The sequence below is a fragment of the Idiomarina sp. T82-3 genome (genome assembly GCF_001577655.1).
Lineage (GTDB): Bacteria > Pseudomonadota > Gammaproteobacteria > Enterobacterales > Alteromonadaceae > Idiomarina > Idiomarina baltica.
In genome coordinates this window covers 119,845-141,048 of record NZ_LSBQ01000002.1, presented here as the reverse complement: position 1 = coordinate 141,048, position 21,204 = coordinate 119,845, and the positions used below count along the sequence as shown (strand labels likewise).

19 protein-coding genes, 1 pseudogene and 1 CRISPR repeat array are annotated in these 21,204 nt (G+C 46.4%); of the genes and pseudogenes, 5 read left to right on the top strand and 15 right to left on the bottom strand.

What is annotated here, in order from left to right:
• Positions 1–21: 21 nt before the first annotated feature.
• Positions 22–819 carry a CsgG/HfaB family protein gene (locus tag AWU56_RS01850; protein ID WP_286681625.1) on the top strand — a complete coding sequence of 266 codons (798 nt, stop codon included), beginning with the start codon at positions 22–24 and terminating at the stop codon, positions 817–819.
• An 11-nt stretch (positions 820–830) separates the two neighbouring features.
• Here AWU56_RS01850 and AWU56_RS01845 read toward each other — a convergent pair whose 3' ends face one another.
• Both AWU56_RS01845 and fic read right to left on the bottom strand, forming a co-directional pair.
• A complete protein-coding gene (locus AWU56_RS01845) occupies positions 831–2,204 on the bottom strand; it encodes a hypothetical protein (protein ID WP_286681624.1) in 1,374 nt (457 codons plus the stop codon).
• A gap of 153 nt (positions 2,205–2,357) precedes the next feature.
• Entirely contained in the window at positions 2,358–3,461 is a 1,104-nt protein-coding gene (fic, locus tag AWU56_RS01840; protein WP_272977592.1) for a protein adenylyltransferase Fic, read from the bottom strand.
• Between the two features lie 640 nt (positions 3,462–4,101).
• Between fic and AWU56_RS01835 the strand changes: the two genes are divergently transcribed.
• The gene (locus AWU56_RS01835; protein WP_286681623.1) at positions 4,102–5,349 is read left to right on the top strand and encodes a tyrosine-type recombinase/integrase; all 1,248 of its coding nucleotides are present in this window, start codon (positions 4,102–4,104) and stop codon (positions 5,347–5,349) included.
• Between the two features lie 351 nt (positions 5,350–5,700).
• Here AWU56_RS01835 and AWU56_RS12985 read toward each other — a convergent pair.
• A pseudogene (locus tag AWU56_RS12985) lies at positions 5,701–5,954 on the bottom strand (ISAs1 family transposase); the annotation flags it as partial.
• Positions 5,955–6,108: 154 nt separating this feature from the next.
• On the opposite strand from AWU56_RS12985, the gene AWU56_RS01825 reads away from it, so the two are divergent.
• Genes AWU56_RS01825 through csm6 form a run of 3 tightly spaced genes read left to right on the top strand, consistent with a single transcriptional unit; the run spans position 6,109 to position 8,636 of the window.
• Positions 6,109–6,687, top strand: a complete 579-nt coding sequence (locus AWU56_RS01825; protein WP_286681621.1) for a DUF4433 domain-containing protein — start codon at positions 6,109–6,111, stop codon at positions 6,685–6,687.
• Positions 6,688–7,401: a macro domain-containing protein gene (locus AWU56_RS01820; protein ID WP_286681620.1), complete on the top strand. Its 714-nt coding sequence runs from the start codon at positions 6,688–6,690 to the stop codon at positions 7,399–7,401. It begins immediately after the preceding gene.
• A gap of 20 nt (positions 7,402–7,421) precedes the next feature.
• Positions 7,422–8,636 (top strand): CRISPR-associated ring nuclease Csm6, encoded by a 1,215-nt coding sequence (gene csm6 / locus AWU56_RS01815; RefSeq protein ID WP_286681619.1) that lies wholly within the window; start codon positions 7,422–7,424, stop codon positions 8,634–8,636.
• 1 nt (position 8,637) lies between these two features.
• Here the strand turns inward: csm6 and AWU56_RS01810 are convergent, their stop codons facing one another.
• The 12 genes from AWU56_RS01810 to cas2 (AWU56_RS01755) all read right to left on the bottom strand — a co-directional run bounded on the left by AWU56_RS01810 (position 8,638) and on the right by cas2 (AWU56_RS01755) (position 21,199).
• A complete protein-coding gene (locus tag AWU56_RS01810; RefSeq protein ID WP_286681618.1) occupies positions 8,638–9,138 on the bottom strand; it encodes a hypothetical protein in 501 nt (166 codons plus the stop codon).
• A complete protein-coding gene (locus AWU56_RS01805) occupies positions 9,131–9,655 on the bottom strand; it encodes a hypothetical protein (protein WP_286681617.1) in 525 nt (174 codons plus the stop codon). Before AWU56_RS01805 ends, AWU56_RS01810 begins: the two co-directional genes overlap by 8 nt.
• A 152-nt stretch (positions 9,656–9,807) precedes the next feature.
• Positions 9,808–10,762: a CRISPR direct-repeat array (repeat unit 37 nt; unit sequence GTCTTAATCCCCTCATCTTTCGGGGCTTTGTTCAGAC).
• 191 nt (positions 10,763–10,953) lie between these two features.
• Positions 10,954–11,829, bottom strand: a complete 876-nt coding sequence (gene cas6 / locus AWU56_RS01800) for a CRISPR system precrRNA processing endoribonuclease RAMP protein Cas6 (protein ID WP_286681616.1) — start codon at positions 11,827–11,829, stop codon at positions 10,954–10,956.
• The gene (locus tag AWU56_RS01795) at positions 11,826–13,937 is read right to left on the bottom strand and encodes a TIGR03986 family type III CRISPR-associated RAMP protein (RefSeq protein WP_286681615.1); all 2,112 of its coding nucleotides are present in this window, start codon (positions 13,935–13,937) and stop codon (positions 11,826–11,828) included. Before AWU56_RS01795 ends, cas6 begins: the two co-directional genes overlap by 4 nt.
• Entirely contained in the window at positions 13,937–14,473 is a 537-nt protein-coding gene (locus AWU56_RS01790; RefSeq protein ID WP_286681614.1) for a hypothetical protein, read from the bottom strand. The genes AWU56_RS01795 and AWU56_RS01790 overlap by 1 nt, the downstream gene beginning before the upstream one ends.
• Positions 14,470–15,822, bottom strand: coding sequence for an RAMP superfamily CRISPR-associated protein (locus tag AWU56_RS01785; RefSeq protein WP_286681613.1), 1,353 nt, complete (start codon positions 15,820–15,822; stop codon positions 14,470–14,472). Before AWU56_RS01785 ends, AWU56_RS01790 begins: the two co-directional genes overlap by 4 nt.
• A complete protein-coding gene (locus AWU56_RS01780) occupies positions 15,822–17,354 on the bottom strand; it encodes an RAMP superfamily CRISPR-associated protein (RefSeq protein WP_286681612.1) in 1,533 nt (510 codons plus the stop codon). The genes AWU56_RS01785 and AWU56_RS01780 overlap by 1 nt, the downstream gene beginning before the upstream one ends.
• Positions 17,351–17,956: an RAMP superfamily CRISPR-associated protein gene (locus tag AWU56_RS01775; protein ID WP_286681611.1), complete on the bottom strand. Its 606-nt coding sequence runs from the start codon at positions 17,954–17,956 to the stop codon at positions 17,351–17,353. Before AWU56_RS01775 ends, AWU56_RS01780 begins: the two co-directional genes overlap by 4 nt.
• Positions 17,940–19,586 carry a Cas10/Cmr2 second palm domain-containing protein gene (locus AWU56_RS01770; protein ID WP_286681610.1) on the bottom strand — a complete coding sequence of 549 codons (1,647 nt, stop codon included), beginning with the start codon at positions 19,584–19,586 and terminating at the stop codon, positions 17,940–17,942. The genes AWU56_RS01775 and AWU56_RS01770 overlap by 17 nt, the downstream gene beginning before the upstream one ends.
• A 77-nt stretch (positions 19,587–19,663) precedes the next feature.
• Positions 19,664–19,996 carry a CRISPR-associated endonuclease Cas2 gene (gene cas2, locus AWU56_RS01765; protein ID WP_286681609.1) on the bottom strand — a complete coding sequence of 111 codons (333 nt, stop codon included), beginning with the start codon at positions 19,994–19,996 and terminating at the stop codon, positions 19,664–19,666.
• Positions 19,993–20,901 carry a CRISPR-associated endonuclease Cas1 gene (gene cas1, locus AWU56_RS01760; RefSeq protein ID WP_286681608.1) on the bottom strand — a complete coding sequence of 303 codons (909 nt, stop codon included), beginning with the start codon at positions 20,899–20,901 and terminating at the stop codon, positions 19,993–19,995. Before cas1 ends, cas2 (AWU56_RS01765) begins: the two co-directional genes overlap by 4 nt.
• A 1-nt stretch (position 20,902) precedes the next feature.
• Positions 20,903–21,199, bottom strand: coding sequence for a CRISPR-associated endonuclease Cas2 (cas2, locus tag AWU56_RS01755; protein WP_286681607.1), 297 nt, complete (start codon positions 21,197–21,199; stop codon positions 20,903–20,905).
• Positions 21,200–21,204: the final 5 nt, after the last annotated feature.

Here is a 21,204-nt window from a genome sequence, read left to right as displayed (position 1 = left end):
TTTCACAACAGTCGCGAAGTCATGAAGAATCCATTAAATCAATTTTTTATTACATGTTTTTGTACCGTCTCCTTAAGCGCTTGTGTCAGTACCAGCCCCAGTCTAGGCGGTAGTTCTGGAAACACCATCACGGGAGCTGCCGGTGGAGCGCAAAGTCAGGGCGAAAACAAAGCGTTAGAACGCTGTGAAGCGCCTTTGGGAACACTCTCCATCTACGAGGATACTAACGAAAACTGGTGGTATGACTATCGCCGCATGTACCCCCAATTGGGCACAACCGTGCCGCTCATACGTGTCATGATTCAGCAGTCAAACTGCTTCGTCATTGTTGAGCGAGGTAAAGCAATGCAGGCACTAGAAACCGAACGAACACTCATGGAAAGCGGTGAGTTGCGAGAGCAAAGTAACTTTGGCAAAGGTCAACTGGTAGCAGCCGACTACACAGTCAGCCCTTCGATTCAGTTTTCTGAAAGTGGTACACAAAACGTAGGAGGCTTACTCGGAGGTTGGGCAGGTATTGTTGCAGGCGGGCTATCAAGTAATGAAGCAGCAACCACCCTGTTGTTAGTCGATAACCGTTCTGGTGTACAAGTCTCCGCAGCGACAGGTAATGCGAAGAATTGGGACATCAGTGCCTTTGGTGGACTATTCAGTGGACTCTTTGCCGGTGTTGGTGGCTACACTGACACACCCGAAGGCAAAGTCATTTCAGCCGCATTTATGGACTCATATAACAATATGGTCAAATCACTAAAAAACTATAAAAGTCAGCGTGTAACTGGCGGGCTAGGTCGAGGAGGTGCGCTGGGCGTCAATTAGACGCCCAGCCATTAGCTCACAACAGGCACGCCAAATATGGCTTCTATTCTTCCCTGAAGAGACATCCCATCGACGCGATGTTTAGAAGCCTTATCGAGCAACTTGTTCCAGCGCATGTAATTATCCTTATAGAGCTTTATTGATTGATCCGATGAAGCACCCGAACCATTCCAAGCCCTACTGTTTTCTAAAGCCACACCTACCGAAGCCATACTGACGGCAACGGTTCCTTCTAATACATTTTCAGGAATTACAATACCGAGACCAGCAGAGCCAATCGAAAGCATTGCCGGTAAGCAAGAGCGCCCCATATCAAGTAAGTTATCACGCCATGAACCTTGCCGAGCGTTGATTGCTGAAAACGTATCTCCAAACAAGCTACTGTGAATATCTTCGAACTCCTCAGCACTCCATTCATGTACAAATCGCTTACCGCTATTGTGGTCGCGTGCCTGCGCTCGAATCACCGTTTCATCTCTTACTTTAAAGAGTAAATCCAATAGCTGAGTAGGTGTAGTGACCTTCTTCTGCATTAGCAAGGCGTAAGCATAAGGAAAACTTTGTAACGCCTCTGACTCTGTTTGAGAGATGGTCTGTAGTTGATTAATCGTAGAATTCTGTTGTAACTGACGCCCCAAATAGCGCCACAAAAGAGCGCTCTGTTGCGACTTAAGATCTTCGATTGCAGGGGCTGCCACGTAAACCGCGCGATGCTGCGCCGCCAATTCATTAACAAAATTAACGCGAAAGCGATCGATCAAACCAGAGACCAACTTTCCCTCACCCTCTACTTGGGATGCGGCTTGAGAAAATGCCTTATTAAAGTCATCAACGCTCGGTTGGTCAATGGCGGCGACATCAGCGATACTAACCAACAAGCCGGCTACACACTTCGACCCTCGAAAGGCGTTTCGTTCTAACGTTTCCTTTGCCAGACGCTTACGTTCAGTAAAGTTAAGAGCTAACCCCTCAAGCAAACATTGCTTAAAGAGCTCCGCATCATTTTTATCAACTGCCTTTTGTTGCACCCATTTGGACGGACTTTCAAGCCACTCCTTAATCAATAACGAGGATTGAGCAACAGCTTCCTGACAGCAATTGAGCCATTGGTCAGTAACAACTAACGAAGTTTCACGCAGAAGCGAGTGATACAAATTGTTGTGATTTTTTAAAATGGCCTTGTCTTCATCTTGAATTGAGCCATCAAACCACACCTCCGACGACATCGCCAAAGATTCAATCACATTGAGCAGTTGCATGACTTGCTGTCGATTTAACTGCTTTGGACGTGAGTCTGCCCCTAACATCAAACTCATCGATAGATTCAGTTGGCGCGCATTCAACAACGAGCCACCCGTATAGTTCTGAATAGATAACGTCTTCATAATTAACGTTTTTGCTCTTTAAACCCTGTCCAACTAACACTTTATCAATAACTAGTTTGATAGCAAGTTATACCGATTATAAGTCCTGCATTGGCGGTTTTGACGATTTTGATCTCAACTTCCGTTGTAACTACCGCTTGAGATTAGTTTGCTTCAAAAAGGTTTAATACGATTACTGTCTTTTGTCATTAACGTCATCAACCGCGGATGCACAAATAATTTTTCCTTTCCTGAATCAACCTCTTGTAGCACGCCAATATCTGCTAACTGCTTTAAATAGGTTGAAGCCGTCTGGCGTTTTGCAATATCACGCTCAACCAGATTGCTAATACGGCAATAAGGCTGTTCAAAAATAAGCTGAACAAGCTCGTAGCTATATATTTTTGGTAGCTGAGCCTTTACATAATCGGTTGTACTTTCCATGAGCGTTCTAATCGCTGTGATTTTTTCACAGGTCCATGTTGCGGTTTGCTCGACACCTTTTAGCATAAATAACAACCACTCTTCCCAGTTCTGATCTTTAGTGACTTGATTCAAGAGGCGATAATAGTCTTGCTTATTATGAACGATGAAGCGACTCAAATACAAAATAGGCAGTGTTAGAAGACCCGATTCAATAAGGTATAAAACGTTTAAAATACGACCTGTTCTGCCATTCCCGTCATAGAAAGGGTGTATAGCTTCAAATTGATAATGGCTAATCGCCATCTTTATAAGTGGATCCAGATCGTCGTCATTATGAAGGAATCGCTCCCAGTTGGTTAACAAGTCGCGAATCACATCTTCACCGTTTGGCGGCGTATAGATAGTTTCGCCTGTCGTTTGGTTTCCTATAAAAGTCCCCGGTACTTTGCGAATATCCATTTCGGAGTGCTTTAAAGTACTGCATACCTCAATAGCCGTCGCCGTGCATAGCGGCTTTTTCTCAAGTTGTATAAAGCCTTGGTATAGCGCAGTTCGGTAACGTAATGCTTCCTTGGTTGCATGATCAGCACCTTTACCCCCTTGCGCATACTGAAAAAGCTTATCGGTCGTGGTAACAATATTTTCAATTTCTGAACTATCCTTTGCTTCCAGCAAAGGCAGCAAGTTGATTAACATGCTTTGATTGGGAATGAGCTCTCCCGCCTTTTTTAACTCCGCTACAGCAGCACGTGCAGAAATACAGGCCTTCAGCACAGCCCTAGTTTCTATGACATCTAGGTTGGGTGGTAATGTCGGTAATTGGTTATACGGCTGCTCTGCTTGCCAAGTCATGTTTAAATTTCCAGTCTAAATCGACATAAATGAATTATGGTTTCAGTTTATGTCGTTCCAATCGACATATCAATCTAACGTGTCGATATTTTCTTGTTTTTTCGACATAAATTATTTTTAGGTCGAGATCATCGACACACCAAGCCTTATCAACCCAAACAAATGGATAGCTGTCACAGCACAATATTGCTAACGTTGTAAAAAGCAGAGTTGCATGAGCTATTCTAAAAAGTAGCACAGAGGTAGCACCAACCAATTTTGGTTAGTGGTAGTTAACACTGAAAGCCTTTAAATATGGTGGCCCCTCGCAGATTTGAACTGCGGACCAACCGATTATGAGTCGAACTCAATGCTGTTTTAGCCTGCTGCAAATTACTTCAGAAATATTATAACTGTCTGATTTTTAATGTCATTTAAAAATCACTACCTTCAACGTGTTTCATCTCACTTCATCGAGAGTTAATCGTAAAGTAACCCCTAGTGTCACCCCTAAGGTGTGTGTCCCAAAACGCAGTTTTCAAATTAGCTCACCTACATTTAGAGCACAGGTTTTTACCGCTTCTATTTTTTGGCGATTCTAAGTTGGGCAGTGAAAATGACCGGGTTGCAGTAGTCAATATGTGCAGGAGTGATTGCAAAAGTGTTTACCGTCAAACAAATTCAGTCTCTAAAACCAAAGAAGATAAAATATTTTAAATGGGAAGGCACGGGGCGCCGAAAGGTCGGCTCGCTTGGCGTTTGCGTTTACCCGAATGGAACCAAAACATTCTACTATCAATACGCCATTAATGGGTCTCGGCGGCGCATAAAGCTTGGCCCATCTGACGTGATTTCGCTGGCTGATGCACGCGCAAAAGCACAAGCATACTCACAAAAGGTTTCTATTGGTGAAGATCCGATTCCCTCTAATGCTTCAGCTGAGGCGAGTAAAGTAAGCGGGTCAGTTGAGGATATGGTCAACTATTACGTTGAAAAGATGAAACGTGACGGTAAGCGCACGTACCGTGAAGTCTTGGCGACAATAGAGCGAGATGTTTACACCCACATTGACAAGTCAATGCCGGCTAATGAAGTGACCTCTCTTCAAGTGACCGAAATTATTGCTAAAATGATTCAGCGCGGCGCCGCCACGGGTTCTAACCGGTTGCGCTCTTATCTGCACGCTGCCTACTCGCTAGCCATTAAGCATGACAACGACCCTGCGAATCTTCATAAGCCGATGCGTTTTAAACTAACGCAGAATCCAGTGACGACTGTCCCACGTCAGAACGTCGAGAAAGCTGGTAACCGAGTGCTGAGTGAGAGCGAACTGGCAACATTATTAACCGATGTCCAGTCAAAAGGCTTCAGCCCGCTCACCAAATTCGCAATCCTACTTTCCTTGTATAGTGGAGGACAACGCCCATTCGAAGTCATCAACACACGATTTGAATGGATCGATGTAGAGTCACAGTCATGGACAATGTCAGAGAAAATCACCAAAAACAAAAAAGAGCATGTCATACCAATGAGTCCGCAACTTATCGCGCTAGTTGAGGAGTCACGACTGTTTACGTCGCAAAGTCCATTCCTTGTTTGCAACCGCTTAGACCCCAGCAAGCCAATGCCAACAAGCAGTCTAGCTCAGGTTCTTCATCGCTACTGTCAACGAAAAGACATGGAACCCTTTGTGCCCCGTGATCTGCGCCGCACCTGCAAGACGCTAATGACGAAGCACCGCATCGGCACCATGGAGACACGCAACCGGCTGCATAACCATGCTCTGAATGACGTTTCCAACAAGCACTACAATAAATACGACTACTGGAACGAGAAGCTTGAGATTTTGTGTGATTGGGGTGACTTTTTGGACGCTTTAGTAAAAAAAGACCAATACCTGCCTGGCTAGCTAGCTAGCTCGAAAATACTTTTTAATGTTGTAAGCCTCAAAGGTATTGGCGGATTATTTCCAGCCATTTACTTCAGTTTGCCGCTGGGAATGGTTGCGAGCGATGACCAGACTGAACGTAGGCTTGCCGGCAGTTCAAGCGCGGACAAGACACCATAGGCACGATATTCAACACGACCATGATGTTGCTCAATATGTCCAGGTTCGTTGCTGTTACTGAGTTCAAAAGCATCCTGTAGCGCTTGATATGGCGACTTTTGGCTCTTTTTCACTGCAATGCAGTAGTCGGCTTTCTTCTTGACTATCGTCTTCACGATTTGCTTTTGGCAGCTCATGGCGCTGGTACGAGCGGCGCAGCGTTTTACCATCAACGGCAACGACTTCTTTATCGGTGAGTTCTTCAGTCGCCTGCATCCACCGAATAAACCGCTGATGGAATGCTTGCGGGTCGATACGACAAACAAGTCCGGCAATAGTGCATGTACCGGTATGCCGTGACTGAAATCACTGTACTTTTTCAGCCATTCGAGCCGAAGACGGCCAAAATCCTCAATTTCTTCCCAACCCTCTGCGCCTGAGATAACCGCTGTCAGAGTTAAAAACAGTTTTAACAAGTTTGTCTGCCACATAAGTTTGTCAAAGCCCGGCAGTGAATCTCCCCATCCTATTATCTCCCCCTGTTGGACACGCATGGCTGTTTTCACTTATCGGCCGCAGCGCCTCACAAGGATGTGAGCTTTTTTACACAGAGGGGATTTTATGTTTCGTTACGTCTGGCACCTTACTCACATTAAAAATCTACCGTCAATATTGGCACATGGCCTTCGGTCTCATCATGAGATGGTTACTCTCAGTAACGGTTATCAGGATGTTTCTGACCAAAATGTGCAAAATATTCGTGCACGCCTTTCAATCGATGGCGCGCCGTTGCATCACTTTGTGCCTACCTTCTGGCGTCAACGTAACCCAATGATGTATTGCCGTCGTCATTTAACTGATCAACTGGTATGGATTAAAATCGATACCACTAAGCTTGATCCCTCTGTTTGTAACACCACAGACGGCAATGCGGCCTGTAGCGGGACAAAGTATTTGCCCGGTATAGAGGCTGACTTGCTCGATACTAATGCTATGTCTAGCTATTATTGGAACAATATACCGGACGGAAGCCGCAAAGTGGCGGCTGAACTATTGGTTAAAAAGCACATTCCAACCTACGCTTTTGTCGGTTTAGAGGTAGCCACCAATGCCATGCTTGCGCAGTGCCAGCAATTAACTGCGTTACCCGCGATGATCAATCCGCATGCTTTTTTCCGCGATTTTGCTAAGGTAGGTTAAATGACTATTAAAGTACTAAAAGGCAACATTTTTACCAGTCAATGCCAAACTCTGGTTAACCCGGTTAATTGCCAGGGCGTGATGGGGGCTGGCATCGCGTTGGAGTATAAACTGCGGTTCCCCGAAATGTATGCTCGCTATGTTGAATTGTGTGAGCGTAAGTTGCTGGATATTGGCCTGTTATGGTTATACCGCCAGTCATCGTGCTGGGTGCTCAACTTTCCGACCAAGCGTAATTGGAAGCACCCTTCTAATTACAACTATTTAAAGCAGGGGCTACAAAAGTTTGTTGATACCTATCAAGCAAAAGGTATTACCAGCATTGCATTCCCATTACTTGGTGCTGATAAAGGGGGTCTCGATGTTCTTAAAGTGGAACAGTTAATGTGCGACATGCTGATGCCAATCAGCCAAGTTGTTGATATCGAAATTTATCATTATGACTCGAAAGCGCAAGATGACCTCTTTGATCATCTTTGCACCCTATTTAACCGCCATTCTATTGTTGAGCTGGCAGCGTTAACCGGTGTCACTCAGTCACGTTTGAATACACTTGATGCTACGATTGCAAGTGGTCGGATTTATCAGGTTAATCAGTTGGCTAAAACACCGGGTATCGGTATTAAAACGTTAGAAAAAGTATTTACAGCGCTTATGCAGGGTGCCGATAATGATGCACCAATGCCGTTGGCTCAAGCCAGCATGGATTTATAAAAGCTACAAGGAGCTGTTCTGTGTCGTATAAGGACATTACTTTACTTGCCATAACCGGCCTTTCACCTCAAGTGGTCACCGAAACCTTATTTGCGATACACGAAGGAGGTTTAGAGTGGCCAACCCAAATTAAGGTTATCACCACCAAAAAAGGCAAAGAACAAGCGCGATTAGGCTTATTGGTCGACCAGCAACTGCAGAAGCTTTGTCATGATTACAACTTACCAGTGCCTGCCTTTAGTAGCGACGATATTTTGGTGGTTCCTGCTGCTGACGGCACGCCAGTTGACGATGCCCGCACCTTAGAAGATCAAGAAGCTTTGGCTGATTTTATTACCGCTACCGTGGCTAAACTCACTAGCGATTCTAATCGTATGATCCACGCCTCGATTGCCGGTGGCCGTAAAACCATGACCTTTTTCTTAGGTTATGCCATGTCGTTATTTGCACGCCCTCAGGATCGGCTGAGCCATGTCTTGGTGTCGGCAGATTACGAGTCGGTGAGTGATTTTTATTACCCTACTCCCGAGCAGAAAAAGATTATCGGTCGTGATGGCTCGTTACTTGATGCAAGTGCCGCACAGGTCATGTTGGCCGAAATTCCATTTATCAGTCAGCGCGCTTTGCTTAATGACGCATTATTACAAGACTTTTCAACGCTTAGTTACAACGAGGTTATTCGTGCCATTAAACTGGCACAGGAGCCACAAAGCATTCAACTAGAACTTTGCTACGATCGCTATGCGCCGCGTATTCGGGTTAACGATACCGTGATTGATTTTAGCCGGCGTAAACTCGAATTTGCTTTCTTTGCAATGTGTTATCGCCCCCGCGAGAGTGATTATGACGATGCTATTGAACGGCCCACCTCAGAATTAAGTAAAGCGTTGGTGTCTAAGTATTTTTATATAGAGCTGGCCAACCTTGCGGGTATCACTTATCACCCACAAGACGAGAAGCAATTTTTGGATCAACTGCAAGATAACGAGATGATCAACGAGCGCACTCGCAAATCGCTTGAACGCGAAGGCGGATTATCGGCAAGCTCGTTTGATACTCGCAAAGCAAACTTATATACCCACCTGCAAAAGGCGTTACCCAAGTCATTAGTGGATATTGTCATGCCAGCTATTGTTCGTGACAAAGAGGGGGAGCCGCTGGTGCGCGGCGAGAAGTCGTCACAAGGTGGTCAGTACGGTTCGTGGCTTAAAGCCAAACAAATACACTTTGTATAATTTATTGAAGGAAATCAGCGTAAGGCGCCATTGCCTGCTTTAAACGGCGGGAGTTTAAATTTAGCTCGTCCAGTTTTACCTTAAGCTGGTTACGCTGTTCGACCAGTTCGTCTTTATCGGCAAACAGCGCTTTACGGGCTTGCCTCACCCGATTCAGTTGGTCAATACAGTTTAGCTGTTGCAGACGGTCGCGTTCTTCGCGTAATGCAACTAAGGCTCTGCCGATAGCCGCAAGGTTATCTCGTGCTTGTTGTAATAAATCATAGGTTTGATCTGCTAGCTTTACCGAAGTGGTATGTTCGGATTTTAACTGCCAAGCATGGCCGATGTTGCGGGCTTTACCTATAGCGGCATTGATGGTTTGATTATGACGAGTGATATCGTCTTTAGCGGCCTGACTTTTACGCTGCCATTCCACTTTTTTGTCGTCACTGTAGCTGCACAGGGCATACAGTCCCAGTAAGCCTGCGCCAATAACAATGGCTGCGCTTAATTCACGCATGGTCGATGAAGTCACTCTGTAAAAATGAACGGGAATCCGTCTTGGGGCGCTGTAACCGCGGCAGGGTTAATAGCTTTTGTAAGCTTAAGCTATTTTGTTTTGTCAGCTCGATGATTACTGTACTGTAAATTTCCAGCTGCTGCACAGCTAGCTGTTTTTCGGCGCTGGATAGCTGCGCATCATTCAACATATCGGTAAGCTGTTGCATTAAACCGATTATTTGCTCGCGCTCAAGGTGCGACTGGTCAAAATTAGACGCAGCAAGCGCCAGTTTTTCCCGCACGATGGTAAGCGCATGATCAATTTCAGCCAGCTCAGCGGCAAGCGATGACTCCACCATCTTATGACGCAATGCGGCTTCCTCCGCTATGCGCTTGCGCTCCAGGTCAAGCTCATCCAACCGCGTTTGATACGCAAAAGCTTGCGCCACCGTATTACCAATAAATTCAATTAACCCCAGCCCCATCAGGTAGCCGGAATCATTATCTGACTTTGTATTAACGTTAGTTGCTGACATACCAAACCTCATTACTAACTATTACGTCAGAATAACAAGACTCGCACCAATTGCCGTCACCCACAAACTTGTGTCGTGACGCAAGTTCTCCCTGCGCCAAGGCTAGGGATTTGTTCAGACCTAGCTCTCAGACCTTACAAAATAAATTACGAGTCTTAATCCCCTCATCATTCGGGGCTTTGTTCAGACATCATAGCACTGCATGAGGAAAATGAGCGGTTGCGTCTTAATCCCCTCATCTTTCGGGGCTTTGTTCAGACGGCTATTGAGAACTCAGCTAAGGTATTGTTTGCTGTCTTAATCCCCTCATCTTTCGGGGCTTTGTTCAGACAATACAATCAAGGCATACATAACTTCCCATATGTTTTAATCCCCTCATCTTTCGGGGCTTTATTCAGACGATTTCACGCCTAAGGGTGCGCTTAAAAATACAGTCTTAATCCCCTCATCTTTCGGGGCTTTGTTCAGACAGAAAGCTGAGGAAGGGTACAACACTGTGATGTGTCTTAATCCCCTCATCTTTCGGGGCTTTGTTCAGACAAATACAAAAAGGAAAAACACTATGTCTAACGTAAGTCTTAATCCCCTCATCTTTCGGGGCTTTGTTCAGACTAATGCTATCAATTACTCAACGGAGAAATACTAGTCTTAATCCCCTCATCTTTCGGGGCTTTGTTCAGACAGTTGTTATTGATGCGCAAGGTAACGAGCATCGGTCTTAATCCCCTCATCTTTCGGGGCTTTGTTCAGACAATTCACTAAGGAGCCCGTACGTGATAAATAAAAGTCTTAATCCCCTCATCTTTCGGGGCTTTGTTCAGACCACCTCAGTCCAAAGGACACCCTCACGCTGAGTTAGTCTTAATCCCCTCATCTTTCGGGGCTTTGTTCAGACAAAGCTAACTCTCACTACGAGACTGATTCTAAATGTCTTAATCCCCTCATCTTTCGGGGCTTTGTTCAGACCTTAACTCAATACGTGGCTGAGTCTGAATGTGTAGTCTTAATCCCCTCATCTTTCGGGGCTTTGTTCAGACGCAGCTCACGTTGCATCAATGGCTGTTGGTAATGTCTTAATCCCCTCATCTTTCGGGGCTTTGTTCAGACTCTAGCGCAAAAATTTTATCTTACCTTTCAGTGAGTTAAAAGCCTCAATTGCCAGGGTCATTTTCACCCCAAAAGTTGACTGAAATTTAACCAGAATTTTAAAGAGCCTATAACACACATCATATCATTTTGTGGTTACCAAAGCACTTCATTTTCTGCATTCAGTAGACAGAGGTAACAACTTAGAAATATTACCCGCCAATCACCCTAATTTGACCCAGGCCAAAGGTGGTTTTGCCGCCCGTCTGAAGTTGTTCCCCCACTAATAAATAAGGTAACAACGGTGCCAGATCGCCCTCATAAGCTATTTGCCCTTTAATTCCCCCAAAGGGCAATAAGCGACGGGATTTATGCGAAAACCTGAGCCAATCTTCGTAGTAACTGTTATCGACCACGCGATTAACAAAACCCCGTGGTATCTGTTTTGTTATTAGCGCCAATAACTTAGGTTCGTCCATCGCCCAATAGGTTGCCAGGTCAACCAAACGGCGAGCGCCTTGTTGGGCAATAAATTGAATATCAGGGATGGTGCGGCATATGTTTCCCCTGAGTTTATATCGCGCTGGGGTTAAAAAACTAAGCGTGATAGCCTCTGCCGGCATCGCTAAACTATCCCTTAATCCCTCCGCCAGTGAATATGGGTGAGTGCCATGCAGCATTCGGCCATTAGGCAATAGCGAACTTACCGAGCACAAGGCAAAGTCTGCTTCGCCGTTTACTGCCTTAGAAGGATACTGATTCAACGCATCAATAACTGAATCAGCCACTTGCACGGCTTCACCAAATAACGTAAGACCAAACTCGTACAACTCGCCTGTCTGCCATTGCGTCTTTTGTTCCGCACCCACCGTTATACTGTAAGGTTTTGGGTGTGAGCCATCATGCTGCTCAAAGAGTAGGTAATATAAGTCGCCGCTATACTGTTGTATGGCTTGGCCTAACCAACCATGCAAAAGCGAGCCTTTGAACGGCGGCAACCTTGTTGAGCGTGTAAACTTAACCGTAACTTGCAGTTTGAGTAACTCAAGTTGATCCGCCGCCGTTAGTAGCGCATCCGATGGCATCATAACGGCTGTAATTGATAAGCTTGCGCTAATTGCTCAAGCAGGTCTTTATGCTCGTCTTTCCGCTTTTTCGGCTTTTTATGAAACTCATAAGCGCGCAAAAGCTTACGTAACGCTTCAGCCGATTCCTTCTGATACTCGGTACTGTGTTCAATAAATTGTTGCACGGCGTTGCGCATTGGCTCGGCACGGTTTTCCGGAGCCATGGGTTCGAGTTCTTCAGTAAGCTTTTGCAGAATTTGCTGGCACTCTGGCAAACGGGCCAGCGCTGCTTGCTCTTGCAGTTGCTGGGCTACTTGCTGCTGCGACTGCACCCAGCGATCGTCCTTTGCGGCATCCACCAGTTTGGCTAAACGGCCTCGACCAAAAGCCACTGACGGCTCGGTTTTTAACAAGGGCTCTTTGCGCGCCTGACCATGCAATGGCGGTAAGCTTTGATCTTTTGATTGTGCCTGCTGAAACTCCTTGCCGTCGAGCGACATATAAGCGGTATCAACATCCGCATTGGCTTGATAATCGGTTAGCAACATCAGGTATTTTATTTGAGGGCTATCAATCCAAGCGTTTTCGGGGTTGTCCGGATACGCTTGGTTCATATAGTCAACAAAGGCGTTGGTCAGCTCATTAATTGAGTGCTCACCATCGCGCAGATTTAATACCGGTGTAAAGCTCACCAGTCCCGCCCCAAAAGGCTTACCGTTGCCCAACCCATGGACATGCTGAGTGTTCGCCTCGACGCCCAGTTGTATGCACCAAAGCAATGCCCCAAGTTCTACCGGGCGCAGGTTGTGAAACACCAAACGGCCTTCAAATTGGGTTTGTTGTGGTACTAACTCTAACTGACTGGCCATATTAACCTTTAAGCTATTATCCGCCGGTGATGCTAACACGGCTTGTTCGGGCTGTTTGGCAATATAGCGCTTCCACCCGGCAAGCTGGGCACCATCGTCGTTATAGGTTTGTAATTTACCGCCTCGTTGTTCTAGGTACGCTGGGTAAAACGACGGTTTGGGGCCATTTAAAATCAACGGGTTAGACCAGTAAAGTTTGCTTTTTGCCGGCAAACTGGGTTTTAAGTCCGTAAAGCCTACCCGACCTTTTAACGATAACTCCTGGTCACGCAACGTACCGAATATCAATTCCGCTAGATCAAAAACCGTTTCGTGGGTGTGAGCATTGTTCTTAATTAGGTCAACGAACGAATTTTTATAAGCAATACGCGGCATTTTTGCAAAGCCGAGATGTTTAAGGGTATTGGATTGCTTATCGAATAAAGCGAATACCGGAATGCCCAAATCCGGGTGTGGATTATTTTTGAGGTGGTCTACTTGCTTTTCATCGTGGTTCGTAAACAACTGCTCAACTAGCGAGCTGATATCGCGCACTGGCGCTTCGGCGTCGTTATCGTAGAAGAAGTAACTAAACTCGTAATCTTCTGGCTTACCTTTGCCTTTTATACGCGTATTAGTAAATACAATATGACCGTTTTTGTCCCCTTTACCTAAAGACTCTGCCCAACGATTATTCTGTTTTCCAGTAGGCTCTGACATCGTCGCTGTGCACTGCTTAGTCAGATCAAGCTGCTTGTATTTGTCGACGGCTGACGATTCATTTTTTATCCGGGTTTTAAAATGGTCGTTGATGGCTTTATGTTTTATTTTTACAAACCGACATGGGGTAAAAATCCAGCTTTTAGCTTGGTTATCGAACTTCACCCAGCCAGCCTGGATACGCGAGTTACTGATTTCATTAGCATAATCGGTTCCCGAATTAGCAATGTTTCGGTGGCTCAATCGTTGGTCATCCAGCGCTTTAAACTTACCAAAACCAGCAACTTCTAACACACTGCGCAATAAACCTTTGATACTGGAACCCGGGATAACCGGCTCACCCGCGGGCTCCTTTTGAAAATGAACCTTGGTCGGCTGCCCTTCTACCCGAGTTTGGTCTCCACCCACACACAGCGGCGAGTGTGTTTGTAGCTTTAGCTCAATACTGCCCGACAATCCATCGGAAAACGGCACGTCATGGCTAACCTGATCGGCCCAATCCGGCATGTGGACCCACTTAGACAGTGGCACAAAATGATACGGTGCATGAACTTCACTCATTATGCTTCCTCCCTGGATTCGGGTACTTCAGTAAATCCTTTAAAAACCTGCGCCACCGGCTGCCATTGGTGATCTTCGGTAAGTTGCCACCAATGCCGGTAACAGGCAAGTTTGCGGTTATCGCTCACAAGGTTGGCTCTAACCATAAAACTACTATCGCGACAAACCATCGTCACCGCTTGCGCGTCAGCCGCTACCTGTGACTCTTCGTAGGTCACCCACAAAAAACGGTCACCGTGCAGATGACGAATATGATGTGAGCGAGCTTCTTCGGCCAATTCAGCCTCTAATATCGCTGTCGTTTTGTCTAAGTCAGGTAGTTTTGCGGCAAAGGCTAGTGTTTTGGAAGGCGTTTGAAGCCAACCAAAATCAATTGACTCTTGCTGCTGCGTTAACGCTTCGTGAAGCTCACTCAGACGATACTCCGTTTTTTTGATACTCAGCTTAGCCGGACGCAACCGGGGCAGAATGCAGCCTATGGTTTGCGTGTGCTGTTGTGACTGTTGCTGAAGTTGTGCGTATTGATCCATTATCATGCCTGCGCTCCCTGCCCTGAATGCTCCGCAATAACCGTAGTTAGCCCACCGCCTCGACTGGTGCCACCGGCAATAGCGAGTAGTCCTTGTTTTAAATCGTAAACCGTCTCGTTTACGGCTTGTTGTAACGTCTCAGAAAGTGGGTAATTTTTATCAATGTTTACGGTTAGCCTAAAGCTAGGCTGATAAAGCAATTCTTCTGCGAATAAAGCACTGTTTCGAACACCGCCGGTAAAGCGATCTACATGATTATGATGACGCACCTGCAACTGTTCACCGTTAATGATGGTGTCTTCGACGTATAAATGACCTGCTTGCGCCGTATCGTTGTCACTAAAGCCGAGTAAATTAGCCAGTTCGCCGTGACGCTGGGCTTTTATCAAGAGTTCGTCGGGGCTGAGTTGATCGGCAAACACCCCATTTAAACGGTTAAGGTGATACAACATACGGTGCGCTAAAATGCCTTTTACGCTACTACCACACAACACCGGCTGCTTTTCTTTTATTATTGCTTGGTTTTGCTGCCACTGCAGCCGAGGTTCGCTATATGTTACCGCGGCAATGCTATGTTCATAGGGTTGATCCGTTAATAATGCGGTGCCACGACCACAACGCCAAACATCATCGGCTTTTAATTCGAGATCAACCAGCGTTTTAACACTGGATTGTTCAAGTTCAGGTAATTCACATTGAGTTGGCGCTGGTCCGTTAAGACAGTCACGAACTGCCAAGGCTTGGGCCGGGCCTTGAGTGAGGTCAAAGTCACTGACTTCACAAGCAACCACCTTTATCCTCCCGAGGCCATTGCGTGTCGCACTACCAAAAGCCATTTTGCGGTCTTGCCATAAACTCAACAGGCGTTGCCATTCATCTTGTTCTTCAGCTGCAATCGGCGCTTTAACATACAAACTAAAGCGAGTACCTGCCGGCAACATCACTTGGTCAAATTTTGCGTTCTCAGCGGCACTGCCGCGATCGTTAATACGCACTCGTTCCCGGTACAAGGGTTGGGATTGCGCTAACAAACGCAGTACGCTATCCGTCTGAATGTGTTGCGGCTCCGCCAGCCCGAGCATCGGTTGATTGTTACTGTCATGACAAACCGCATCGCTTACCGTTAATGCTGAGCGCTGTGATTGACTGCCGAACCAATGCTCAACGGTATTATTATCAAAATGACGCTCTGCCAGATGTCGCCAAACACCCGCCACCGAGGTCGCCGGTATTAATGGCAAACCGTTAACGTCTCTCACTAATTGCGTATCAAAGCCGGTATCACGACCACCGGTGCTCACCGCCATCGGGCTACTACATTCAATGACTAAACGCGCTACTGTTACTTGGCTCATTACACGGACTCCCTGTCGGTGCGATAGTGGGCTAACCCTTTAACGGTCGATAAATCATGCCGTGTTATGCGTTCTAACAATAGTCCCAATGCCTCGCTCGACAATGGCGCGACAACACTTTTTACGGCTTCGCTCATGCTAATAAAGCCCGTTGCGTCAGCCTGCCACTTTATGCCCCAGCCAATCGGATCGTTTTGTGCTTTGCAGATAGCATGATCACCTTCAAAACATTGTGCTAACCAATTGCTTGCACCTTGCCTGAATAACTCCTGAATACGCCGCCACTGTGTGGCTGACGGTCCCGCCTGATGCGCCGGACTGATGCGGTTGTAATTTCGTGCCTGCTGATAGCACTCAGCAATTTTATATTCTGCTGTTTGCGCCGCATCATGAGCGGATTGAACTTGTTGCTTGACTGTTGCCTGTGCGCTTAACCATTTTATTAATGGCGTAGCTGGCGTTTGTAATGGCTTTTCAGCAGCCTGATTTACGGTTATAGGAGTGAAGAAAGGACTGGTTAGATCCGCTTTTTGCGCCCAGGCCGGATTAATCATAACGCGGCCAAAGCCAGCGGCACGATTACGGCCAATACCATCGCTCAATTGAAGGCATTCAGCTTCTGTAAGCGGTGAACTGAGTTGATAAACCAGCACTGAGCCTTTGCTGATCAGGCGCTGCTCAGAATCAAAGCCTTGTCGGACTTGATTAAACCGACTTAAGGTCAGCTCGCGCACAAAACTTCGTGTTTTATCCAGCTGTGCATTGATAGCCAAACCCAGATCATTCGCACTTGGTGCTAATGTCGTAACGCCGTTAGCATCCACTACTTCGGCATCACTTAAACACCATAAAACCAATGTATCTTTTATCGGGTTGTTATCATTTTTATAGGGTTGTACATCAGTAATGTCGACACGACCAAATTCACTATTACGTGACTTACCAAGCCGTATCTGTTGCCCTTTTAATGCAGTTACTGACTGCTTTACAAACGCTGAAGTCGCCTCGGTTGCTGTTTCATCAATGCTGATAACGGCAGCAAATGTCTGTCTGGGCTCGAGAAATTCATATTGGAATAATTGACTTTCAGCGGCTGTGCCGGTGGCAGAGTCGACTGCTGTTTTGACGGTAATGTTTTTGCGCGGTCGATGAATCGTACCCTGACTGTCTATATAGGCACTGCGTAACTGCTGATATTGTACTCCAGAACGAATGCTCTCTGTTTGGGTAAAGTTAACCCAATTCTGGCTGTCATGACTCCGCTCATCTTTGGGGAAGTGAAAGCTGAGCGGTGCGGGTAAACAGCGTTGATTATTTTTTACTAAGTACGCGTTACCGAAGCTAACACAACCACTATGAAAAATATCCCATGCGATGCCTTGTTGTTCGGCTTCAGCATAGTGCGAGGAAGCAATAGCACCGAGCATAGCACTACCGGGAATATAATCTAAACAGCCACGGTGGCCACTGGTGGCGCTAGACTCATTAAGCACCAACGGGTCGTGATTTTTCAACGTTACTAAAAATTTCATGCTACGGCTCCTTCTACACTCATTTTGCAGCGTCCTAAGCCTCGCTGTCGATGACCGCCTAACTCACTGATTAAGCCCGTGCAGGCATCTAGCAACTGCGTTAATTCGGTTCGATTAAACGACAGTTCCTTAAATTTTGCATGTTGTGTATTCAAATCAACGGCGGCCGATAGCTGCATGGGTACTGCAACCTCCAGGGTGCGTAACGAACTGTTTTTTGCCGTACCGGTGTCACTGTCAATCGCCGTAGAAGCACGAGTCGAAAATAAAAACTGTCGTAGCGACGGTTGCTGCACAATCGCTTGTTTTTCGCCGTCTGTTAACTCTGCATTGTTAATGCGTAATAGCCCTTGGGCTGTTGAGCCATCAGTACCCTCGCAACCAAACAACAAGTCCAGACAATCAGAAGGGCTATCACCAAGCCAGCCACTCTCCGCTGCTTCTCTGAAGGCTTGTTTTAAGACACCGCGCAACGATCGCCCCGGCAGATACGGTAATCCGTTACTGTCTTTAATCACCAAGGCATCCGCATAGGCACCGCCCTCGCGACCGGCACCGATATGCCAATCGCCTAACATATCAATCTTAAGCGTCCACATCATTGGCACTCCCTTGCTGTGGTTCAAAATGCGCCAACGTTAATAAGTCGGCGATCGGGCTGTAATAATTGCCTGCGCCGTCATCACTAAACCAATGTTTAAAGGTTGATGAGCTGTTTACATTAATAACTTGCTGTATCAACGGCTCAAATTCTGTTGCTGATGTTTTGCTCAGCTCAAATCCTCGCTCGTAGATGCGTTGTGCTTCGTAACGATTGCCCTTAGCTAGCTCTGCCAGCATTTTTCGCCAACGGTTCATACTGACAGGGGCGTTGGTTTTACTGGATGCTCTAGTGAGTGCCCTTAATGCCGTGATGCTTTGCGATTGGTCAGGTTGTACCCGATAGGCAGGCTGTGCAACCGTCATACGTTGACCATCAGCCAAGGTAAAGCGCTGTGCTCGATCAATATAGTTTTGATAATCATCCGCTAGCGTGTTCGATACCCGGCAAAAGCTGATATGAGATTGAGTTCGATCTACATTTTTTGCTGCCGCTGTTAAGCTTTCAACCAGGGCGGATGTTTGTACGTATGGGTGTGATGCTTTGTGGTACGCAATGCCTCCGCTGGCCGTTAATCGCTGTGGTAATTGTTGGAGTTTTTGTTTATCGGATTGTTGCAATTGCGCAAACACCGCTTTTAACCGTTGTTCGGTTTCTGCTTCGAACATCAAAATAAAGTTCTCGGTATAACGCATGGCGTGGGCTGCATCACATAACAACGTTAAATCATCACCGCCCAGAACGATCGGACGAATAGGAATAATATCCGCCGCTGATGCGTTAATAAGTGCTTGTGTTGCGTGTTTGGCGGCAACAATTGTGGCACTGTTGATGGCTTCAGAAAACGCGCGAAAGACTTTTCGATACTCCTCTTCGCTGCTATCGTTAAGGAGTTGTCGCAGGCTTTGTAATAACTGCCCCAGACCATTACCGTCAACGTGGATTAGAGCGATATCGTTGCCTTCAAAATCATGTTCAAGGTCATATAAGTACTGCACATCGCCGGCATCGTCGGGGGTAAAACGTTGTTGTAAATCCGAGGATTGACGAATGGCCAGCGCATAATCCGCCTGGCGGTGCAAATCTGTGTCGATATCTGTTGCCGTGCGCGAGCCAATACGTTCGTTTTTGCTGGCTCGTTGCGCTAATGCTGATGGAGTCATCGCCGCCTGACCGGTACGCGGGTGACGTTCGAGCGGTGCCGTGGCAACGTGGGCTCTAGGTGTCGGGTTATTCTTGCTGCTATTTAGTGCTTTAAACCCTTTATCCAACGCTTGTCTGAGCGTATCACCATTAGCTAACGCATCAGCGAATAATAACGATGGGAATGCTTGCTGTAAGGTTAATGTCCACAGCGACCGCAGTTGATTAATGGTTTCTTGTTTATGGCTATAGGCGTAGAAAGCACCGCCCTTACAGCGTAAAAAATGAATGTCGCACTGTCCCTGATCGGCGTCATCGATGTCGTGGGTTAGCCCGAGCGTATTAAGAACTTGGCCTAACAAGCTGGTTTCGCTGGAGTCGATTAATTTATCCAAGCGCTCACTGGCGGCAATAATATCGACCAAACGGCCAGAGCTAAACAGGTAAGTTTGGATAGACTTGGCTTCGAACAAATAACAATAGGTCATGTTCCCTCACACGGTGCGTTCCTTGATGAATTGACTCTATCGGATATTATTAAGCGGCTCAAGCATTAACAAGTTTGTTAAACATCTACTTGAAGTTCGTCAATAGTTTGGTTTTGTGCAATCGGTAACCGTTGTTCAGTAAACACCTCGGGTAAAAAGGCGGGGTTACCAGCGCAGAGAATCATATCCCTCTCGGTAAGTCGGTAACAGTGCAAACTGTCCGTTTGCTGACGAATCCTTTTGTTGAGTTGCCGCAACAATTCAACCCATTCTGGCTGGTTAAAGTAACCAATAAATACCGAGTATTGCAGTGCGTAAGCGTGTTTTTTTATATAACGATGAAAACACTGTAAGCGGCGACTATCAGCAATATCGTAGCTAATTAAATACCATTGCTTGCGCTTATTCATTGTAGACTTTGATCGATTCGTCGCGCCAGCCAGCGTGTGTTAGCCAACAAAGCTCGACGTTGCACGGTTAAAAATTCGGCATAGTGTTCATAATAAGTTTGCCGGCCCTCTTTACCTAACAAGCAACCATGACGGCCATGGCTAAACGCACTCTTATTCAGTATGCCGTGCAATAATAGTTTAACGACAAAGGCCTCAGCATGTGGGCGCAATGGTTCCATCAGATCGCAGGCCAGCGAGTAACGAGCATGGGTGAGTCGGTGATAAAAGCCTAAATAAGGATCAAGCCCAAAACGTTGGCAGGCCCGCACGGCTTCGTAGTGCAACATCATGTAGGTTAATGACAATAGCGCATTAACCGGATCGGTTGGCGGCCGCCGAACGCGACTTTTAAATTCGTATTTTGGTGCCAGTTGCAAACGTAATAGCTCAAAGGCTTTGCGTTGCAGACTGCCTTCAACACCTCTTAATGCCGCAAGGTTCGGTGCTATTTTTATGGTATGGGCGGCACTTTTTATCGTGCTGGCCATGTCGGGTTGTTGAGTGTTGGCTAGACGATAAAGGCGCAGCATTTTGTTATGGCACACGGCTTTAGCTAACGTTAGGCAAATTTGCTCGTCTTTTTGCCATTCGTATTGCTGACAACGACGCGCTACCGTTTTTTGCTGATCGGCAATGAGCGCATACGAGCGACTTTGAAAACGGTTATTTATGACGATTAGATCGATACCTCGCTCTTGTAACTGCCCCATCAACTGCGTCGTCAGCACCGTATTGTGCATACAAATAAGCTGACTTATTCGCGATATCGGCACGCATTGACGCGATTCCTCGTTACGAATGATGATGCAATCGGCTTCGTATTCCAGCGAGATATTACGCTTATCCACGATTAAATATGGCATGCTAGGAGATCACCATGATGGTTTGCGTGGGGAATACCTGGGCGTTCCCGGTATGGTAGGCATAGCCAGACGGGTTAAGCGGTAGTAATAGCAAGCTATCGCTGACTTCATCAAAGTAACGACCAATAAAATCAAGCAGTTGATTGACTTCGGCCGGGCTTAACTCCACCTCGTAAACCGATTTTTGGTAGGTGCCGCTAAACTTTTTTACCCGGCGTTGAATACAGGCACGACTGCGGTCGTCACTGATGTCATACGCCAATAAAAAACCGCGCCGTTTTGGATCATGTAATGCCATAACAC